The organism is Niastella yeongjuensis (assembly GCF_900110245.1).
GTDB lineage: Bacteria > Bacteroidota > Bacteroidia > Chitinophagales > Chitinophagaceae > Niastella > Niastella yeongjuensis.
The window spans coordinates 381,914-402,665 of the sequence record NZ_FOCZ01000007.1; the positions used below are offsets into that span (position 1 = coordinate 381,914).

Genomic DNA, 20,752 nt, shown 5'->3' on the forward strand with positions numbered 1-20,752 from the left:
TAACTAAAATATGACTCATTGGATTAAATTTATATAATACAAAGTTCCCATCAATCATGTAGTAAAAACTTAAAGCAGTTTAAGAAATCCTATAATCTTTCCTCCATTCATGACGCCAGGCTTTTCGCAAAGTGATTACAGGCCAGCACGTAGCCTTTGTTTAAATACAACCGGTGTGCATCGTGCAACATATAACCGCTATCGAGGTGAACAGTTTTAATACCGTTCTTTGCCGCATCGCGATCCACATAATCAAGCAGCGCGCCGGCGTATCCTCTTCCCCGGTAGGCGGGATCGGTATACAGGTCGTCTATATAGATCAGCCAGCTGGTACGCAGGAAATGCATGGTCCGGTAACCGGTAAAGGCAGCCGCTTTTGTATTGTCGTCATTGGGGATGTACACCAGTTTAAAGCGTTCATCAGCGATCATGTTCATGATCAGGTCGATATAGGTTGCTTCCTGCAACAGGGGTCTGAAGGCAAAAAGGGCTTCCCTACAGAAAGCGACCTGCTCCCTGGTAGTAACTTCAATCAAATTCATAAACGATATCTAATTCTTGTTTAACAATGCATCCACGCTCCAGGGAAATGAATGGTGTGTGTATAAGAGTAAACCGGCCCCTGTAAATACAAATACAGGATAGCTGAATGGAGCGCCAATACCCAGGGAAAAGATCATAAACACAGCAAAAGTGAGCGTGATGATGGCGGCGCCCAATCCCATCCACTTTACTTTAAAACCAATGATCAGGCAAATGCCCAGCACACATTCTGCGATGGTAGCAGCCAAACCGGCGATATTCGCCGTGTACATATTGGTGAATGGCATTAACTGGTGGGTGTAGGTTACAAAATGCTGCCAGTCGCCCCAGGCTGCCTTGCCGGAATCCGGAGCGCCCATAAATCCCAACCGGTCACCAACCGGCAACAAAAAACCAAGTCCTAATGCTATACGGGTAAAAAGCTGGGCCAACGTGGTCATAGGAGTCTTCATGGTGCAAAGGTAAACAGACTGTACGTCCCATTTAGGTACCAGCATGGGCCAGGTGTGTAGTCCAGCCAGGTATACCCGGCAAAACAGATCTGGTACCCTGCCTGCAGGCAGCCGGTAAATACTTTCGCTGTATAAATCAAACAGACAAAGGAATGAGCGTATTACACCTTGATTGCGCCAAAGCCCTTTTACTTTTTCTTTAATGAGGCAGCCAGAATACTTACTGCCTGCTCCATCTGTTGCTCCTGCAGCGAGGCAAATCCAAATCGCAGGCTGTTGTAATTGGTATTATAGCCTTCGAAGTAGGCAGTGCCGTACAGGTGCAGGTTATTGGCCGATGCGTTGGTAAGCAGGTTGGCTAATGGGTACTGGGGATCGAACCGCAGCCACAGCGCCATACCGCCTTGTGGTTTATGAAAACTAACGGGGATGTTCGAACTGGTCAGTAGTTCGGTTGTTTTGTCAAGACGGGCTGCATAGATCTTTTTACTGCGGTTGATGTGCCGGCTTAATTCGCCATTGTCGATCAGGGCTGCCAGCGCCGATTCCATCATAAAATCACCGCGGATATCCATCAGCCTGCGATACCGGATAGCCTGTTCAATAATTTGTACCCCGGCAACGAGGTAACCGATGCGGAAGGATGGCCCCAATAATTTGGTATAGGAACCGATGTAGAGGATGCGGCCATCGTGGTCGGCACTGGCCAATGGTAAAATGGGACTGTTGCGGTAATGAAAATCGTAGTCATAATCATCTTCAATGGCCCAGAGCTGGTATTCTTTTATAAGGGTCAGCAGTTGTATACGCCGGGCCGTGCTCATGGTAACGGTGGTAGGATGGTGATGGTGTGGGATAACGTATATCAGTTTGAATGTGCCGGTTTTCAGCAATTCCTCCAGCGCATTCGTATCCATCCCCTCCTCATCAACAGGCACCCGGTGTATCACTGCCCCCAATTGCTGAAAGATCTGGTTGGCCATAAAATAACTGGGTTCGCTTACAATGATCCGGTCACCGGGTTTTATAAGCAGGGCTGCTGCTAAATAAATAGCCATTTGTGCCCCGCGGGTAATGGCCACCTGTTCATGGGTAATGTTCAATCCCCTTGTTTGATTGAGAAAGGAACTGGTCGCTGTTCTGAGTGACAACAGACCGCCTTCTTCCTTTTGGAAATTGAGTGTATATAATATCCCGCTGTTCAATTGTTGGCGGTATTGTTGTAAAAAGAAATCATACGGCGTAAGGTTGATATCGGGAAAGCCATCATCCACAATCAGGGCGCCGGGTTGATAGTCATTCACCATACCCGGACGGGTGAACGCAGGTAGGTGCAGGAGCTCTTCGGGCGAAATGGACGTTGCGGGGTAGTTGTTTTTCGGCTGAAAGCTACGCGGTTTTATTACCGGCAGATCGGAAACCACGCGGTATCCTTTTCGCGGCAGCGATTCTATCCAGCCCTGAACCGACAGGTCTTCATAGGCATTGATAATGGTTTTCCGGTGAATGGCCAGCAGATCGGCCATTTCACGCGTTCCGGGCAGAAAGGCACCGGGGGTGAGCTTTCCGCCCCGGATCAATTTGATCAGTTCATTGGCTATTTGCACATACATCGGCAAATGATTTCCGCGCTCGATCTTGATCAACGTCTTGAATGGTAGGCTCATAATGAATGAAATAGAACGCCAAGATACGTTTTTGGCGCCTCCTCCTTTCTTAAAGCAGTTTAAGTAATTTGAGGCTGGCCGGCGATAGCTTTGTGTAAAATTTAAAAGAAATGAGCAAACGCATCGTTCTTCAGGAATTACAACCCAAGGCATATGAAGCTTTGTATGGACTGGAAAAATATTTGAGCCAAAGTAAAATTGAACCCACCATCCAGGAATTGATCAGGATCAGGGTTTCCCAAATAAATGGTTGCGCGTTTTGTATCAATATGCATACAAAAGATGCGAGAAAACATGGTGAAACAGAGCAGCGCATCTATGGACTGAACGCCTGGCGTGAAACACCTTTCTACACAGAGAAAGAACGGGCTGTGCTGGCGTTGGCGGAAGAGATTACCCATATTTCAGTAAAAGGGGTAACTGAAGAAACCTACAACAACGCCCTGCAACAATTGGGTGAGGAAGAATTAGCGCAGGTAATAATGGCCGTCATCGCTATAAATGCATGGAACCGGATCGGTATAAGCACGCACATGATGCCGGTATTAGATTAAATCCCTATAAGGTCGAAAAGGAGAAAGGCCCTCTTTTCCGGATCAGCCGGAGGAAGGCCTTTATAATATTTTACAAAGCGGTTATTTTTAGATCAACCGGTAATAACCGGCCAGATCGGTGGATGACAGTTTGGTGAAACCGGCCTGGCGCAACATAGTTACCAATTGGCCGCGATGATAAGTGGCATGATTGATAAAATGCGAAAATGTTTGCCAGAATGCCATGGTGCTTTCCCCGCCTCCCGGCCATTTAAACGTGACAGGCTGCAGGTAATCCTTTTCAGCATATGCATCAACGAACGATTTCAATCCCGCTGAGATCTGCATCCAGATGGCTATCAGGTCACTCTTTGTTCCAGTGAATTGCGCTGACAGAAAAACCGGGTCCGGGGTTTTTGTCCAGTAGTCGAGCCAGATCCTTTCAGCACTTACAATATGCAGGGCGGTTTGTTTAATGGAGGGGAAACTGCTGGTGATGGTTTGTTCCCATTGGGTGTCATCGATCTGATGCAGCCATTCTACAATATTGCCGTCTGCCCAGATGAGGTAATCTGTCAATTCTGAAAAATACGCTTTGTGCATGTTGTTTGAATTATTGCTCAAAGGTAGCTGCGGGGACAGGCTGTAAATAACAGGCAGGCGTTCAAAAACTATAGCTACACGTTCACTTTGATAACTGGTATTGTTTGGGCGTTATACCGTGTACCTGCTTAAAGGATTGAATAAAACTCGACAGGTTTTCATACCCCAGTTCATAATAGATCTCACTTGCTTTTCGGTTATGTTGTCGCAACAATTGCGCAGCTGTTTCCATTCTTTTTTCCAGCAGCCATCTGTTAGGGCTGTTGCCATACATTCTCGCAAACCGGCGTTTAAAGGATGACAGGCTCATATTGCATAAAAAGGCCAGTTCTTCAACGGTGATGTTGCTGTTTATATGCGAGGTTACCGCCTGACGAATGATCAGGTCCTCGTCATTTGTTTCGTAGTTCATGTTGCGAAGTTGCTGCATCTGTTTCGGGTAATGCATGACCAGGTATAAGAATAGTTCTTCCACCTTTATCTTTTGCAGCTCGGGATGCACCTGCTTATCTCCAACAAGCATGTCGAGCGAACAGGTGAAGTTTGCCAGGAACTCATCTTTTTCAAACACCAGAAAGGGATTACCGGCAGCTTGTTTTGTTTGCCGGCCGATCAATGCGTTATGACGTTCAAAAAAATCAACCAGCAATGTACTGTCAAAAAAAATAAGAATGCTATGGTAAGGGGCGTTTTTAGCGGCGAGCTTTTCAGTCATGAGGTAATTGCCTGCGGTTAACAGCACAAACTGATGCGGTTGTATGGTAACCCGGTTACCGGCAATATGCACTGTTTTTTCACCGGTCAGCAAAAAGGTAAACAGGTTTTGTTGCAGTATTATTTTTTTCTTTACTGCCAGATCACTGGTGCGATGGCGAAGAAAGGAAGTGATTTTCATTCAGCACTAAGGTACACTAAAAAGCCCCGATGTAAAAATCGGGGCCTGTTAACTGCAAAAAGGACATGGATCTCACAAATTATTTTTGCAGACGAACGGTATCTACTACAGTTACATTACCGGTAGTAACGGCAATGCCTGTTTTTGTTTGTTGTTGGTAAGTTAAATCAGTTGCTTTGAACAGCATATTGTAGGTAGCTGCAGGAACCCCTCTGATCAAATAGCCGCCGGTTGCATCCGTGAACGTGCTGATGGTATCGGTACCATTGATAGCGTATACTGCAGTGAGTAAAGAACCGGGGGTAACAGCGCCCTTAATACTTCCGCCTACTGCGTTTAACACAGTGCGGATAACCGGTTTCAGATTGTACTTGCCGCTGCCGGTAGTAACAATTGATCTGGCTGCATCAAAATCAAGTACCATGGTATACAAAATGCCACTTTTTACATCTTGCTGTACGTTCAGCTTTAAACCGCTTTGTTGTGCGCTGGGTGTTTCCAGGTGCGCGCTTACGCCGCCCATCACCACGCTGTTATTGTCACCCAGGATCAAACGGATCTGGTGCAGTTTGCCGGTAGGAATATCGGCATCCACCAGCAGGGTATCCTTACCATTAACCAGGTCAAGGATGTTATAAATGCCTGCTTTTACGCCGGGCAATGATTGCCAGCCTTTATCGTCATCGCCGGTTACATTGATCTGAACGTCTTTGATGTCGATGTTAACCTGGTCATAATCAGCGGGAGCATCGATTAAACGTAATTGCAATTTGGCTTTTTCGCCATCAGAGTCACTTTTGGAACAGGAAACCAGTGAAGAGGTAAACAGTAAACCCAGGAATAGAACTGAGTAAATACGAGATTTCATAGAGATTAAATTTAAATATATAAATATCGTAATACAAAGATCGTTCCCGGAACCTCATATTACGAAAAAATCTCTCCCGTATAAGTGTAACACCTTATATTTCAGCTATTCTAATGAGTATATTATTTACAATATCAGTGTTGTTTACCCGCCAGTTGCAAAGCGCTTGTGGTGAGATAATACTTCGCCAGCATATTGGGTACCTCCCAGGCCGGCATGTTTTTATTCTTTAAATATTGCAGCATGTTTTGCGTAACCCGGGCAAAATGCTCTTCATGGCCTTCTTTGTATTGGTCAGAAAGCGTAACCTGCCAGCCGGTTGTTGACTTCACTAACTCTACTCCCGGGTATTTTGTTTGAATTTTTTTGAACGCTTCTGTTGGGTTGAAGTTCTTGTCTACCGGTTCTATATAAAGCGTAGGCTTGTATTTTTCTTCTGCGCCCTGTTTAATCACCAGTCGGGCTTTGCTTCCGCGCATCAGGGCATAGTAATTATCACCGCCTGCAGGCGCCTGGTAATCCCACAGGGCAGTAGTTTTTGCATGCACTCCTTTAATGGTGTAGTTGATGGAACCATTGTAAAAGATCTTTAACAAAGTATCATTAGCGGCGCTGCTTTTTAAATAGTCGGGGAATGCAGCCGCCTTTGTTACCGTTTTGAATTGGTTCAGGCTTAAATCAGTTGTCCAGTGTTTGGCAGAATCCAGTTGCAGGTCTTTTAAATAGTCGATGGTTTGCTCCGGAAAACATTCCCATTGAACCAGGTCAACCAAATGGGTCATTACATCGGCGATGCCTTCCCCCTGCTGTGATGCATCGAAGAACCATTCCGGCCGCGTAAGCACGTTGCCCGAAACAAATTTGTAGAAGTAATGAATACTTGTTTTTACCACTGCCGGATCTGCTGTGGTGCCTTTCTCCAGTGTGCCGAAAATTTCCGGATCCATCGAGATTGCCCGCAGCAATGTATTGGTGATCTCAAAACGCTCCGTCATGATATCATACAACAACAGGTTGTTTTTGCCTGCAGCGTCGAATGCCTGCTTCAGTTGTTCAAACTGGCTGCTGTTAATAGCCATGGGTTTGTCAGCAAAAACATTAAAACCGTTTTGTAAACTCTTTAAAATATAGTCAGCTTTTTTTTGGTTGTTCCCCGATAATACCACCACATTTCCCAGCTTGTCGGCTACCATTTTCTCAAAGAAATCATTGCCGGTATACACTTCCTCTTTCCAGTGGGTGGGGTTGTCGGTCCTGGTATTATAGGCATCGATCTTGTCGAGGTGTGATTGCAGGTCCTTGCCGCCCGGGGAGTACACATGTACAACGGAATCAACATCGTTATACATGGTCTTTTGCACCAATGCCGCATGAAAATGGCCGGGGTCAAGGGTTATCAGTTGAATGGATTTTTTCTTTTGTTGTTGCTGTTCGCTGCACGAGATCATTGACAATACTATAAATAAGCCGGTTATTCTTTTCATTGTAATATTAAGCGTTAAAATCATAGCCTTTTCTTCTTGGTCTTGACAATAATGCGGTTGCTTCTTTATCGTTATTTTTAAATGTTTCCTTTTGCGGGTCCCAATAGATCTTTCTTTTCACCTTCATGGCAATGTGGTGTAGTAAACAGGCGGTACAGGAGCGGTGCCCTACTTCAACGGGCGCCACCGGTTCCTTGCGGGATTTTACACAATCCAGCCAGTTGGCATGTTGTTCCGAACTTTCATACAGGTGAATTTCATTGGGGCCGATCACGGATTGCAGGATCTTCGGATTGCTGGCATCGATGGGTTTGATGCCGTCTTTATCGGCCACGGGATCGCTGTCGGTTACCCGGTAGCTGCCGCGTGTTACCCAGATCCAGCCGTCGGTACCAATGAACTTGATGCCATTGGGCAATTCATTTGAGACGATCATGTGTACCCCATTGGCATATAAGGCTTCGGTGCGAAAAATTCCATGCACGTCCCAGAGCCCTTTATAGGCCGGGTCATCGGTGGGAAAACTTCCTTTGCCCCAGATCTCGACCGGTCCGCTGTATTCGGTACCCATGGCCCAGTGTGCCGTATCTATGTGGTGGGCGCCCCACCCTGTTATCATGCCGGCGCCGAATTGTTCGCAACGCAGCCAGCCCGGCCGGCTTGCAATGCCTTTCATACTGGCGTCCTGCGCATGTACGCGGTCTTCTGTATAATATACATCTGGTGTTGAACCCAGCCAGGCATCGTAATTAAGGGTGGCCGGTACGATCATTTTTGCGGGATTACCGCCACCCGGGTCACCCGGTAATCCTACTTCAATTGTTTTCAACTGACCAATGCGCCCGTTGCGTACGAGCTCACAGGCCTTTTTAAACTGAGGCCAGGGATCAATTGATTTTTGCTGACTGCCCATTTGTAAAATACGGCCGGTCTTTTTTACTTCATTGCTTAATATCCTTCCTTCTTCGATAGTTAAGGAGGCAGGCTTTTGCAGGTAAACATCTTTTCCGGCCCGTACTGCATGCACCCCTACAATGGCGTGCTGGTGATCGGGCAGACTGATGTGTACAGCATCGATGTCTTTGTTCAGCAACAACTCGCGGTAATCGTAATATACTTTTACATCCCAGTCACCGGTTTGGCCGCCGTTTTCTTTTACAGCCCGGTTGTAATTATATTTAACGGCCTGCACACCCGCATCCGCCCGGGCCTTGTCGAGGTCGCAAACGGCAATGATCCTTGCACCGCTGTAGCGGGCAATGGAGGTCATGTCGTGGGTAACTGAAATTCTTCCGCAACCAATGGAGGCTACGTTGATGCGGTTGCTGGGGGCGTTTTTTCCAAAAACTGAAGAGGGAACAATGGTGGGTAACCGCAAAGTGAGGGCGGCACCCAATGTTGCTTTTGCCGTATCGCTTACGAACTTTTTCCGGCTGATCTTTTTATTATTCATATGGCACTTATGAAATTAGTTATTCATCCGTGCTTTAAATGTAAGCTTTTAGCCTGAGCCTTTAAAAAAAAGCGGACTGTTTCCATCTTAAACAAACAACACGGCCAGTAAAACCGTATCATTAATTTCAACTTCCGTGGCGCCGGCTGATCTTGCCAGGTCAATCAGCTCTGGTGTAACCCGTTTCCCGTTCTGCCGAATGGCAGCCGCGATCGTAAGCAATGCCTGCATTTTTTTGCTGGTGCTAAACAGGCTTTGATTGCCATTTGAAACAACGGTGGCAATTAATTCTCTTTCCGCTTCAGAAAGCGTGTTGGAGCCGCATAATAAGAATTGGGTTAATTTATTGATCGATTGCCCCGGGTCATGGCGGGGTTTCAATAACCGGATGCTGCCGGGAGCATAGGCTTCGAGTGGTTGGTGCGACATATCAGGATTTCGGGTCTAATGGTTAGGTAATACCTCAAATAGAAATTACCTGAATTTAAAGGAATCGGCGCCGCGAATCAAATATTTTTTAATACTATCCAATGGCACCATCTTACCCATTATAATCGACGTCTATAACTTCCGGTCCAGATCTGAAAAAGGAAAAAATAAAAGAAAGCGCTTGCCGTCATATCCTGTGTGCCGGTCATGCCTTTATAACCGAATTGTATTTTATAGATCCAACTCGATATCCGTAACAGGAAGGGAACAACAGATCAACAGTCGCCCGGTTGCGGGCGGGTCTAAAGGTGTTGGGTTGTATTGTATTTTTCCATCGAGCAGGGAGCTTTCACATCGATGGCACACCCCCACCCGGCATGACCAGGACACCGGTATGTCACAGGCTTCTGCCGCTTCAAGGATATTATTGAACCGGCTACTCCAGTTAAAAGAAATATTGCTTTTGGTAAAATTCACCAACGGACCTGTTCCTGAATTATCTTCAGGAAGGTGTGGTGGCGAGGCGACCGGGTTTTCGATGCCTGCATTTCCGAAGGACTCTGTTTTTATTTGCTCACCGGGAATTCCCAATGACTGCAGGGCGCCTGTTATAGCCGACATATATCCCGTGGGGCCGCAAAGATAAAAATAGCTCCCGGGTGGTAATTTCAGGTTGTTCAAAGCCGTTACATCAAGATGTCCCTGGATGTCATATTGTATTCCCATCTGTTCTTCGGCTGCCGGCCGGCTAAAAACTTTTACGGGATGGAAGTGGCTCAGGTGCATGCCTGTTTCTTCCACTTCCTTTAAAAACGGGTAGTTCGCGCTGTTTCGTGCAGAGTGGATCCACCAGACTTCACGCCCGGGACAACTGCTTTCAATGGCATGTAACATGCCCAGCAGGGGCGTAATACCAACGCCGGCGCTTAACAATACCACGGGGTGCTGGTCTTCCTGCAAAATGAAATCGCCCATGGGCGCACTGATCTCAACACGGTCGCCGGCCTGCAAATGCGTATGCATGTATTCACTGACAATGCCTGCCTGCTCCCGTTTAACCGCTATGCGGTAGGTGTTGGCCCCTTGTGTTCCGCAAAGGGAAAACATGCGCGTCAGGAGCTTTTTATCGGCGCCTGCAGGCAGTCTGACCGCAATATGCTGACCGGGTAAAAATGCGGCCAGTGGTTTTCCGTCTTCCGGCCGTAATTCAAACGAATCGATGTCACTGGTTTCGTGACTGGCACGCTGAACAATAAAGGAACGGTACCCCAGCCAGGCAAGCGGCCGGCCATACACTCCTGAAAGCCCTGTATTACCCGCATTTATTCCGGCTTCTGCTGATTGTAAAAGGTCTTGAAATGATTGTTGCCATCCATGGCTTAAGGCAGGGATTTTTAAGGCTTTCTGCAATTGCTCTTTCGGGTGGTTGTTTAAATACAACAAGGCATCCACTTCGGAAATGTTCATGTGTTCCGGTCCGTCAGCGACCTTTTCAATCGGGTCACCAACGCCGATCTCGCCTTCCTGAATTACCCGGAAATAAAACCCTGGTCGTTTGTGTGATACCAGCAGGGACGGCATTTCTGGAACGCCCAGTGCTATCCCTACCCGGTAGCAGGTTACTCTTGGCTGGGTGACCTCGAAAATAGCCGTACCAATCGCGTAGCGGTCGCCAATACAAACGTCCTTGTCAGCTAATCCTTCAACCGTCAGGTTTTCACCAAACTGGCCGTAATACAATTCGGGTCGTTTCAATACTTCCCGCCAATATTGGTACGAATCTGCCTGGTAAACAAATACGGCGCGATGTTCACCCCCATGCGCTGCCAGATCCGTTTGCCCATCTCCATCTATATTAAGCCGCCTCACCATCACCCGGCCTTCCACTGGTTTTTTAAAAATAGAAGTTTTGATCAGTTTACCGCGAAATTCAACTTCACGCGTCATGCCAACATTTACAGACAGGACTTTCATATACGGTATCATTTTGTTTGTGAGCAAATCGTTTTCAGCGGTGGCTTCTTCGTATCCACCAACCAGCGATGGCGCTGATGGCGGTTATCAAATAAAAGAGCAGACTGGCCGTGATGGCTATGGTAGTTGAAATATGCAGATAAATGGCGCCCGTGGTCATGGCTAATTCCCGTATGCCGATACCGCCGATACTTATTGGCAGTGCAGCCGTTACCCCTCCCGCAAAGAACAACACGGCATAAGGGGTGTAGGCAATGGGCCGGGTATGCAGAAAATGAAGCAGGCAAAAGAATGCAAGGACTTGCAGGCATTGTACTCCAACCGATAAAACAATGGCTTTATTTATGACAATACCAAATGGCGGAAAATATCGCTTTACAATAAACACGTAAAGCAAATAACCGGGAACAATGGCGAAAGTTAGTATGCGAATGGGCAATGCCGGTATGGCAACAGGAACAACATTCAGCAGCAACACCCCGACAGCCAGTAGTACCAATAAACCCGTGATCCGGTCGAGCAAGGTTGCTTTGGCTGCAGGCGCCCAGGCAATACCCCGCTTTTTTAAAAGGATCACTTTGTATACATCACCACCTACCCCACCTGGAAGAAACAAATTATAAAACATGCCTGTATAATATAATTCCAGGTTGTACCGGTACGGGAGCTCTTTTTGCAGCAGGTTGTAATATTGTAATAACCTGTATGCGCTGAGGAACTGTGATGCATTAAAGAACAGGATGGCAGGCAGGATCCAGCTAACAGAAAGGTCCCAGCGGAAATGTTTCAATTCCTCCCTGTTTACATGTTGTAGCGCAATGGCAATCGCTACAACAGCAACCAGGCATTTTGCCAGAACAGGTAACCATTTTTTCATGTCAGTACGTTGTTGAATTCAATAACTGATCTGATGCGGAAGATTTTTTTATGTTGTGATTCATAATAGGTACGCATCAGAATTTCGGCAACAAATCCAAAGATGATCAACTGTAGTCCTGCCAGCAACAACATTACGCCAAGAATAAGCAACGGCCTGCCGCCGATCTCTTTGCCAAGCATTTTATCTACGAGCAGATATCCGTTGATAACAAGCCCCGAAAAAAACAGGAGCAGTCCTATGGGGCCGAAAATATGCATGGGCCGTTGAAAATATTTTTGAATAAACAGGATCAGCAACAGATCGCTAAGTACTTTAGCAGTTCGCCCAATGCCATATTTTGATTTGCCATGGATCCGGGGATGGTGTTTCACCGGCATTTCACACATGCTGGCGCCCTGCATAGCGGCCAGCACCGGTATAAAACGGTGCATATCGCCGTACAGACCCAGGTTTTTCGCTAAATCCTGCCGATATACTTTTAGGGTGCAGCCATAATCATGCAGGGTAACCCCGGTGGTTGATCTGATAAGTTTATTCGCGAGGCGGCTGGGGATCTTTCTCAGCCAGTTGTCCATTCTTTTTGCCCGGATGCCTGCTACCAGGTCACAATCTTCCGCCTGCAATTTTTCCAGCATAACAGGGATATCGGTAGGATCGTTTTGCAGATCGGCATCCATCGTAACAATGAACTCACCCCGGGCAGCATTGATGCCGGCGGCCATTGCGGCCGATTGCCCATAATTCTTTCGCAGTACGATCAGCTTCATGTCGGGATGCAGGTATTTTTTTATAACAGCGGCGGAACCGTCGGTAGATCCGTCATCAACAAGGATCAACTCGTAATCAAGATGTTGCAGGGCTGCCTTTGATTTGTTCAACAAGAGCTGTATGTTGTCTGCTTCGTTATACAAGGCAATCACAACAGAGACCTGGGGCCTTTTCATTTCGATTGTTTCAATTGATAAATAAATGAATGTTGGCGGCTGAAAAGGTCCTTGCCGCTGGCGATCATAACCAGCTGAGGCAGGCTGTCGGGCAGGGCCGGCAGGGAGGCTCGTTCCAGCACAAGGGCATCCGGATGGTTTTCCAGGTAAGCGGCAATGGAATCAGCCCCGTTGAATACAACTATAGGCTGCCCATGATAAAAGGTAAATGCATCATTGAAATTGCGATAGGCAATGATAGGTTTACCCGTTTGAACCAGTTGTTTCATTTGATACACCGATCCTTGTTTATCCAACGCAGGAAACAATAGGGAAAAGAAAATAAAGGTTACAGTTATGGCGCCCATGGCAGTAATAAGAAAAGCCTGTTGAACGCGCCATTGTTTATAAAAATAGATGGCCGCCAGAAGGGTGACTGGCAGTACGGCCAGTAAAATGCTTAAGGGAGCGATTGCCTGCAGTGCCGCTTCCGAATGCATCCATAAATACATCGCTGGCGGTAAGGCAACGGTTAGCGCGGCAAGTATTATCCATTCCGGCCATAGGCGGTTAGTGGCCTTGTGGGCTATCGTATGAAAAATAAAGGGACCAATGATCAGGGCCAGGAAGGGATAAGCGGGCGTAGTATAATTGAGCAGTTTGGTTGCCGATACAGAATAAACGAGGATGATCGCTGCGGCCGCTACTCCGTTAAAGAACAACCATTGGTTGCTTTTGCGTTGTTTCCAGGCCCAGCCAACACTTCGGATTAAAAAAATGGAAAACGGGAACAACCCCATAATAACAAAAACCCAGGTTAACACAAATGGGCCTTTATGCCCGTCCATGGGGTCTTTAAAACGGTTGATGTTGTGTTGTATGAAAAAGCCATTGGTCCAGGCGCCCTGGGTTTGAACGTGCACAAGGTAAAACCAGGGAATAGTTATAACGGCGGTAATAATAAAACCACTTAACAGGTGAAGCCGGCGTACATTTTTTAAAGACCATTCTTTTTGTAGAAACAGGTACAAGGCAATCGTCATAATAGGCAGGGCCGCGCCCACCGGTCCTTTGGCCAGTATGGCCAATCCGAACAAACCATACATCAGCCACAGGAATTCTTTTTTTTGTGCCTGGTAACCTTCCCAAAAACAATACAACGACAACACATGACAGGCAATGAGAAATGGATCTGGCGTGGCCAGCCTGAACTGGAATATGGTGTGTACAGATCCTAATAATACCAGGCAGCTCCACCAGGCGGCCTGCACGCCTGCATATTTTTTGGCGAACAGCCAGGTGGCCATTATAACCAGCACGCCGCATATTGCGGAAAAGAAACGGGCGCTTGTTGGGGAAATACCACCGATCTTATAAGCCAGTAACATAGCGTAATAATGCAGCGGCGGTTTATCGGTGCGCAGGACTCCATTATAATACGGTACGATGTAATCATGTTTAACCAGCATTTCAACAGGCGCCTCGCTGTTACGCGCTTCAGCAACCTGGAATACGGTAACAGCCCCGAGTCTTATAAATAATAAAACCACCGCAAGAAGCAGGATGAGAAAAAATGACCGGGGATACCTCATACCCAAAAGTTTTTTCTGGCTAACAGTGGGACAAAACAACGCCTTGCCTACTTTGTTTGCACCCTTTCAAAATTAAAGGTTAATTTCTGCAATCGGGCTGGTATGTGTTTTGATCACCCCCCCCATTTTACGGTTAAGTTTTATCGGTTAACATCCTGCTGAATTATTAATGGCCGATAGGGGTATCGTATTTTTAGGAAATATTGCGGGCCTTAAAAACCGATCATGAAAGCGATCACAGGAGCTCTAAAAATTATCATTGCAATCATTGCGTGGCTGGTATTTATTTCCGGTATTGTTTTAACCGGCATAGCTATATATAACTTATTCCTGGTTTTTGTTCACCTGGCAGACAATGCCGAACACACCACTTCCCTGATGGCCATCGGCCTTTTACATGCGGTTGACTTCTTTCTGGTGGCCATCGTGTTCTTTGTACTGGCACTTGGGTTTTTCATTTTATTCGAGACCGATGAAACGCCATTAAAGGTGCAGTTGCCCGCCTGGTTGCATGTAAAGAATTTTACCCAACTGAAAGTTATTTTGTGGGAAGCTATCTTAACTACACTGGTGGTACATTGGCTTGCCAGCCTGGTAGAAAGTAAGATCAATGGAGTACCAACAGATGTTTATTCGCTAATAATTCCGGCCGGCATCCTGATCATTGCATTGAGTTTGTTCTTTCTTAAGAAGGGAGAAGGCAGTCATTAGCTGAATGATTGCCGGAATTCCAGCGGCGACAGGTTTGTTTTTCGCTTAAACAGTTTATTAAATGACTGTGGATGCTCAAAGCCGAGCTGATAAGCTGTTTCTGCTACCGATAGATCACTGACAGATAAAATTTCCTTGGCTTTTTCAATGATCTTGTTCTGGATATGTTGGCTGGCCGCCAGCCCCGTCAGCGATCTCAACATATCACTCAAATACCTGGGCGAATAATGAAGTTGTTTGGCAAAATATTGTACCGATGGCAAACCTTTTCGAAGCGCTGAATTGGTATCGAAATATTCATTCAACAGCCGTTCAAAATTTTGCAACAGGTCATTGCTGACTACACTGCTGCGGGTAATAAACTGACGCTTGTAAAAACGATTACTGTAGGTAAGCAACAACTCTATTTGGGCAACGATAAGATCATGTGTGAAATCATCAATATTTTCTTTTAACTCATCGCTTATATTCCGGAAGATATTGACAATGATTGCCTGTTCTTTTTCGGAAAGATGCAGGGCCTCGTTTACCGAATAAGAAAAGAAGCCAAACTTTTTGATTGTTTTCCCAAGCGGATAGCTGTTCAAAAAATCAGGATGCAAAAGCAAAGAATAACCGGTGTTCCGCAATTCATCTTCAATAGAAGTTACCTGGCCAGGCGCTACAAAGATCATCGTGCCTTCTTCAAAATCATAATATTGCTGGCCGTATTTTATTTTTCCTGGTGGGTCGGCTTTAAATGATATAATGTAAAAATTAAAAAGAAAGCTATGCGGCAACTTATCGATGACATCCTCCAGTTGCACCCGTTCTATCACATTTACCAGCGGGTGCAAGGGCTTTTGCAAATCCAGTGTACGAAGAAAGGCTGATATGGAATCAAATAAATGTGGTTTCATAATAATTGTGGGGAAAGGTGCCGTTATAAAGTTAAAATATTTTCACTTTCCGGTTATATAATTGAAAAATCTCCGCTTATGAGCGGAGATCTCTGTTTATTGATTATCAAAATCGGTAGAGAGGGTTAGGTGTTTCCATACTTCCAGGTTGTTCAAATCAGTTGTTGCTTTTTCCTTTCTGATCTGGTATGCATCCGGGCCGGCAAAAAGATGTACAGGTGGATTTATTTCAGCGGTAATGTCTACCAGCAGTTTGGCGAGCTTTTGTGGGTCACCCGATTGTTTGCCGTCCATTTCTTTCATCCAATTTTCGATACCAGCGGTATTGTATCCTTCAATCCTGTGGGCAGCCATCTTCATGGAACCTTTGTCGAGAAAAGAAGTCCTGAAGAACCCCGGAGCTACCACCGTAACGTTTACACCAAACGGTTTCGCTTCTTCTGCCAATGCTTCCGATAATCCAACTACAGCAAACTTAACTGCATCGTATGCGCCGGCAGAGCCATAACCCCTGTAACCGGCTATTGATGAAAAGTTGAAGATATGCCCACTTCTCTGTTGCCGCAGATAAGGCATGGCATTACGGATCACATTGGCCATTGCAAAAAGATTGATCTCTACTGAATCCCTGAATTCCTGGTCAGAAAGTTCTTCCATGCTGCCATATATGGCATAGCCGGCATTGTTCACTACCACATCTAATTGGCCAAATGTTATAATGGTTCGTAACAGAGCGTCTTTTACCTCCCTGTCACTGCCAATATTTACCTGCAGGGGAAGCAAGTTATTGTTCAGCCCACCTGCCTGTTTTACCAGTTCATCCACATTTCTCGATGTGGCTGCTACTTTATGTCCCGAATTTAAAAGTTGTTTAACAAGGGCCAGTCCCATTCCTTTGGAGGCGCCGGTTACAAACCATACTTTGTTGCTCATAATTTGTGCTTTTTATTTCAACACAAATTTCCCTGACTGTGGGAACCTTAAAGTAGCTGAACGAGCGATAGTTGTATCCCAAACGCAGATTCCCCGATTTTGTTATAAAGTGCGCATCTGTGATAAGTTCGGCCAGGACTGTTAGTAAATTGGCCTACCGTTCCGTGTGAAGAAGAAGAAGATCAGGCGTGAAAAGTGGCAGCGAATATTTTTCATCCGCCTCTTTGTACATCTTTTTATATTTCTTATTGCTTTTCACGCCTGCACTGGTAACAAATCCACTGAAAAGTGTTTTTACCCAATAATTGAATACGAACTTTTCCCTGTCCCTGATAAAAAACATCCGCGCCGGTTTTTGATTTTTTGATTTGATCAGTCCGTTTGCCAACAGCGTTTCCAATGAAAGCAATAAGCTTTTCTTCAGAGAATCTTCTTTGTCCAATAAGCGCACCTTCAGATCGCGGTAATAAAAATTCATTTGTCCGGATGACGCATACTTATTACCCGACAGGTTTGCATACAGGGTATCTGACTGTCCGCGTATAACAGCAATGGCAGTAGCAGGATCGGTCACCTGGGTCAGGTGTTTCAATTGCATAGGCGATATGCCATACTGCATGTTAAACCCCGATAATGAATCCTGGTAGGATTCTGCATACCTAACTGTGCGGAGTTTATAATCCAAAACGCGGGCTGAGGCTTCCAGTATCAGGCTGTCCTGTTCATTGGGCCGGCTGACCAGGTTAGTAAGGGTGCCATTCAACCCACTTATAGGTAAAATGCTTTTTCTTTTGGTAATGGCCGACACTTCATGTACATCGATAGCCCCTCCTGTAATTTGAACCGAATCTATCCGTACCGGGACCTTCATATTGGCTATCAGTTTTGTAGGCATTAATTTTTCAATGCCATGCTGAAAAGCGATATTCTTGTTTCGATAAGTGGAGAGGTGTGGGTTTTGCAAATAAACATGCCCGATGGCCAGCGCGGAATCATTTATAAATGCGTGGTTATTTATTTGCTGTAAACTAATACCATCGCAATGGAACGTGAGGTAATCTTTTTGCCAGATCGATGTTTTAAGAAAGGTTTCCAATGATTTTTGGGGATTGATGGTAACATTCCGGAAAGAAAGGGTACCCTCGTTTCCATTGCCGGTGATTTTTGAAACCGATGCAATAACAGCGCTGTCCGTATAAGAAAGCTGCCCATCTGTTACATGCACGTTGTTTATAAGGCTTTTAAGATGCGTATTCTCTGTTCCAGGGTAAAATATCAGCGGGTAATCTGTTATGCCGCCACACAGGTTCCTGATGGCTATAGAGCCATGTTGCATCGGTTTATCTATCGCCAATGAATCTACCTGTAAAGAAAACCTGTCGGTTACAAGCGCATGGCTGCTTTTCTCTACGCGTGCTGAAAGAATGTGTGCATTGAAACGTGTAAACAGGTTTAACCGGGTGCCGGTTTTTGTATAATGGAGGCTGCCATCGAAAATATCCAGTTTGCCTATTGGAAAGAAATTAAAACTGCGTTCGTTGATTGGGGTAGCCGGCGTTTTATCCTCCTTTGAACTTTTAATGGTTATTTCCGGTTGATATACCGATAAAAAAGGGAACATCCATTGTTTCCGGTCAGAGTTGTTTGCCTGCAGCTGAAATTTTGTTTGAGGGACTTTCACCCGATTCATACCATCCGAGTATTCGAAATGCCGGATAAGTGATTCCCCCTGCGTTTGCACATGCAATTGTTGAATGGCCAGTTGTCTTTTATCATCTTTAAAAAAAATACTGTCTGCCCGGGCGCTCAGTTTTTGCCAGTAGAAAAAGTTACCGGCAGTATGTAACTGATCCAGTGCTACGTGGCTTGCCGTTGCCTTTATTTCCGCGTTAGTTACGGTTTTTATATCGATCAGTGCTTGTCCAATATTCAATTTATTAATGGCTAATGGATGTAACCCCCCTGTCTTATTCAGGGGGCCACCTTGTGTTGAGCGTGCCCAAAAGCCAAGCGACGGGATATTCAGGGTGTCGATGTGTATACTTTTATTCCTGACAAAATCTTCCCAGGAGAACCCCTGCCAGTATAAATTGGCCGCATTGAACCGTATACCAGCCGACAACTGAACAACAAGCGATCCCAGGGTCCCTATCTCCCGGCTGCCGTTAATGAAAAAATTATTCAAACCGGCACTTATTTTGTCCTTTACCAGGTTGATGGAACCTATACGCAACGATTGAATGGTTTGCCTGGTTTCCTGAAGGGAAGAACTGTTCAGCATCCCTTCCAGGTTTATTTCTACATCGATATTTTTGAGGGATAACTCAGGCGATGGGGAACCACGGGGGGTATAGTCCAGTGTCCCGTCTTTGATCGTTAACCAGTGCACATCGATCAGTTGCGCCAGGCCTTTTAACGTGCTGTAAAACTTACCGACAGGAATCCCATATTCAATGGCTTTCTTTTTTCCTACCCTTGACGAAAAGAAAAACTGCGGTTTATCTATCACGGCTACCAGCGCCTTCAATCGTTTTTCCAACAGGTCATTCAGGCTTATATCAATAAGTGTAAAGGCAGGAAGATTTATACCCTTTAAATAGCCTTTTGCTTTTAACGAAGGTTTTAGAAAGGCATTGCTGCAAACCAGGTTATTGCTATCAAATCTGAATTCGTTAACGGTTAACAGGTAAAGGCTGTCGCGGGTTGCAAAACTGATCTCATGGAGATTTAGATCGATCTTGCCGGCACGGATCACAGGGTCCGGGTTATGCCCAACGTTCAACCTGTATATTTTTAAATTTGTTTTTTTACCGGTATACGTTCGCTTATTGTCTGAAGAAGTTAGTTTGATTTGTCCATTTTCAATATTTATAAATTTAATATTGATGTTGACCGGCAACTGATGTATTGATTCATTCAGGTCGCTGACCGTATCAGTATCTTTTGTGCCGGCAGGAATGGCAACTGACAGCACCGGCGATTTACAATAAAGCGTATCGAGATTGAGTTCATTTTTATCAAAGAGGGAAACAATTTCATCTATCCGGAATAAGAATTTCTCTGCATATAGAGCTGTGCGTTGTCCCCTGCTGTTGGGCGCCGTTGTGATAGCGCAGGAATCTACCTGGAACATCTGGTCTTTACCGGAAAAATATAAACTTCCTAATTGAATGGTTTGACCGGTGGGGAACGACCAATACTGTTTGCCTATATTGAGCGTTACATTGTCGGCATAGCGGAGGTGGTTATTTTCTTTTTGCTTCTGCCCAAAATTCTCAACACGGAAATTGATATTTTTGATCACCAATGGCAGGGCATTCGTTTTTGTATGGACCTCGATACGACCCCGGTTGATCTCCAGCACGTGCAGTTTAAAAATTTCACTTATATCTTCCAGCGACCTGAAGATTTCCTGAATAGGTGCCAACCCATTTTTATTTTTCTGCACCAGGCGTTGAAAAATGGTAATATCCGGATCGTTTATCCGTAGGCTGTCAACGAATAATTTCCGGTGAAAGAGCAGCTGGTTCCAGGAAGCAAGGGAAAAGTAGAGATGGCCAACGGTTAGCTGGTAGTTCTTTTTACTGGTATCGATACTGGCAGGTTTAAGATCAACGGCATTTAGTTTTACCATGCCATTAAAAAAATCTATGGTTATTTTAGAAAAATCAAGTTCATAAAAGCCTTTTGTTTCCTGGCGAACCACTTCCTGTATAATAGATTTGATCCGGTATTTTACTATAAAGATCAGGGACAGCACGATTACCATCGCCATAACAAGCGATGCAATACTGGCTTTTTTGAACACTTTTTTATTCATGGGCCCTGTTGAAGGAAGTGTTGCAAAGATATTAAACACTTGCTTCCCGAAATCAGTAAAAATCAGGCACTTCGAATTGATAATATACTTTTG

At 45.4% G+C, this 20,752-nt stretch carries 18 protein-coding genes; 2 read left to right on the plus strand and 16 right to left on the minus strand.

What is annotated here, in order from left to right; all coding sequences use genetic code 11:
* Positions 1–107: 107 nt before the first annotated feature.
* From BMX95_RS20655 to pdxR, 3 genes are all read right to left on the minus strand, one after another.
* A complete protein-coding gene (locus tag BMX95_RS20655; RefSeq protein WP_081203772.1) occupies positions 108–542 on the minus strand; it encodes a GNAT family N-acetyltransferase in 435 nt (144 codons plus the stop codon).
* Between the two features lie 9 nt (positions 543–551).
* Positions 552–995, minus strand: a complete 444-nt coding sequence (locus BMX95_RS20660; protein ID WP_133054053.1) for a hypothetical protein — start codon at positions 993–995, stop codon at positions 552–554.
* A 188-nt stretch (positions 996–1,183) separates the two neighbouring features.
* A complete protein-coding gene (gene pdxR / locus BMX95_RS20665; protein WP_165759085.1) occupies positions 1,184–2,662 on the minus strand; it encodes a MocR-like pyridoxine biosynthesis transcription factor PdxR in 1,479 nt (492 codons plus the stop codon).
* A 110-nt stretch (positions 2,663–2,772) separates the two neighbouring features.
* On the opposite strand from pdxR, the gene BMX95_RS20670 reads away from it, so the two are divergent.
* On the plus strand, positions 2,773–3,216 hold the full coding sequence (locus tag BMX95_RS20670) for a carboxymuconolactone decarboxylase family protein (protein ID WP_081204121.1): 444 nt from the start codon (positions 2,773–2,775) through the stop codon (positions 3,214–3,216).
* 87 nt (positions 3,217–3,303) lie between these two features.
* On the opposite strand, the gene BMX95_RS20675 is transcribed toward BMX95_RS20670, so the two are convergent.
* The 10 genes from BMX95_RS20675 to BMX95_RS20720 all read right to left on the minus strand — a co-directional run bounded on the left by BMX95_RS20675 (position 3,304) and on the right by BMX95_RS20720 (position 14,296).
* Positions 3,304–3,798 carry a DinB family protein gene (locus BMX95_RS20675; protein ID WP_081203769.1) on the minus strand — a complete coding sequence of 165 codons (495 nt, stop codon included), beginning with the start codon at positions 3,796–3,798 and terminating at the stop codon, positions 3,304–3,306.
* A gap of 82 nt (positions 3,799–3,880) precedes the next feature.
* On the minus strand, positions 3,881–4,693 hold the full coding sequence (locus BMX95_RS20680; protein ID WP_081203768.1) for a helix-turn-helix transcriptional regulator: 813 nt from the start codon (positions 4,691–4,693) through the stop codon (positions 3,881–3,883).
* A gap of 79 nt (positions 4,694–4,772) precedes the next feature.
* A complete protein-coding gene (locus BMX95_RS20685; protein WP_081203767.1) occupies positions 4,773–5,561 on the minus strand; it encodes a DUF4382 domain-containing protein in 789 nt (262 codons plus the stop codon).
* Positions 5,562–5,695: 134 nt separating this feature from the next.
* Positions 5,696–7,045: a putative oxidoreductase C-terminal domain-containing protein gene (locus BMX95_RS20690; RefSeq protein WP_081204118.1), complete on the minus strand. Its 1,350-nt coding sequence runs from the start codon at positions 7,043–7,045 to the stop codon at positions 5,696–5,698.
* Positions 7,046–7,052: 7 nt separating this feature from the next.
* Complete coding sequence (locus BMX95_RS20695) at positions 7,053–8,498, minus strand: Gfo/Idh/MocA family protein (RefSeq protein WP_081203766.1); 1,446 nt, start codon at positions 8,496–8,498, stop codon at positions 7,053–7,055.
* An 87-nt stretch (positions 8,499–8,585) separates the two neighbouring features.
* Positions 8,586–8,927, minus strand: coding sequence for a carboxymuconolactone decarboxylase family protein (locus BMX95_RS20700; RefSeq protein ID WP_081203765.1), 342 nt, complete (start codon positions 8,925–8,927; stop codon positions 8,586–8,588).
* Between the two features lie 231 nt (positions 8,928–9,158).
* Complete coding sequence (locus tag BMX95_RS20705; protein ID WP_081203764.1) at positions 9,159–10,901, minus strand: MOSC and FAD-binding oxidoreductase domain-containing protein; 1,743 nt, start codon at positions 10,899–10,901, stop codon at positions 9,159–9,161.
* A 34-nt stretch (positions 10,902–10,935) separates the two neighbouring features.
* Positions 10,936–11,778 (minus strand): lysylphosphatidylglycerol synthase transmembrane domain-containing protein, encoded by an 843-nt coding sequence (locus BMX95_RS20710; RefSeq protein WP_081203763.1) that lies wholly within the window; start codon positions 11,776–11,778, stop codon positions 10,936–10,938.
* Complete coding sequence (locus tag BMX95_RS20715; RefSeq protein ID WP_081203762.1) at positions 11,775–12,725, minus strand: glycosyltransferase family 2 protein; 951 nt, start codon at positions 12,723–12,725, stop codon at positions 11,775–11,777. Before BMX95_RS20715 ends, BMX95_RS20710 begins: the two co-directional genes overlap by 4 nt.
* On the minus strand, positions 12,722–14,296 hold the full coding sequence (locus tag BMX95_RS20720) for an ArnT family glycosyltransferase (protein ID WP_081203761.1): 1,575 nt from the start codon (positions 14,294–14,296) through the stop codon (positions 12,722–12,724). Before BMX95_RS20720 ends, BMX95_RS20715 begins: the two co-directional genes overlap by 4 nt.
* A gap of 225 nt (positions 14,297–14,521) precedes the next feature.
* On the opposite strand from BMX95_RS20720, the gene BMX95_RS20725 reads away from it, so the two are divergent.
* Positions 14,522–15,007 (plus strand): YqhA family protein, encoded by a 486-nt coding sequence (locus BMX95_RS20725; protein ID WP_081203760.1) that lies wholly within the window; start codon positions 14,522–14,524, stop codon positions 15,005–15,007.
* Here the strand turns inward: BMX95_RS20725 and BMX95_RS20730 are convergent.
* From BMX95_RS20730 to BMX95_RS20740, 3 genes are all read right to left on the minus strand, one after another.
* Complete coding sequence (locus tag BMX95_RS20730) at positions 15,004–15,906, minus strand: helix-turn-helix domain-containing protein (protein ID WP_081203759.1); 903 nt, start codon at positions 15,904–15,906, stop codon at positions 15,004–15,006. The two genes, BMX95_RS20725 and BMX95_RS20730, sit on opposite strands and share 4 nt — an antisense overlap.
* Before the next feature lie 96 nt (positions 15,907–16,002).
* Positions 16,003–16,839, minus strand: coding sequence for an SDR family NAD(P)-dependent oxidoreductase (locus tag BMX95_RS20735; RefSeq protein ID WP_081203758.1), 837 nt, complete (start codon positions 16,837–16,839; stop codon positions 16,003–16,005).
* Between the two features lie 154 nt (positions 16,840–16,993).
* Positions 16,994–20,659: a hypothetical protein gene (locus tag BMX95_RS20740; RefSeq protein WP_133054052.1), complete on the minus strand. Its 3,666-nt coding sequence runs from the start codon at positions 20,657–20,659 to the stop codon at positions 16,994–16,996.
* Positions 20,660–20,752 lie beyond the last annotated feature (93 nt).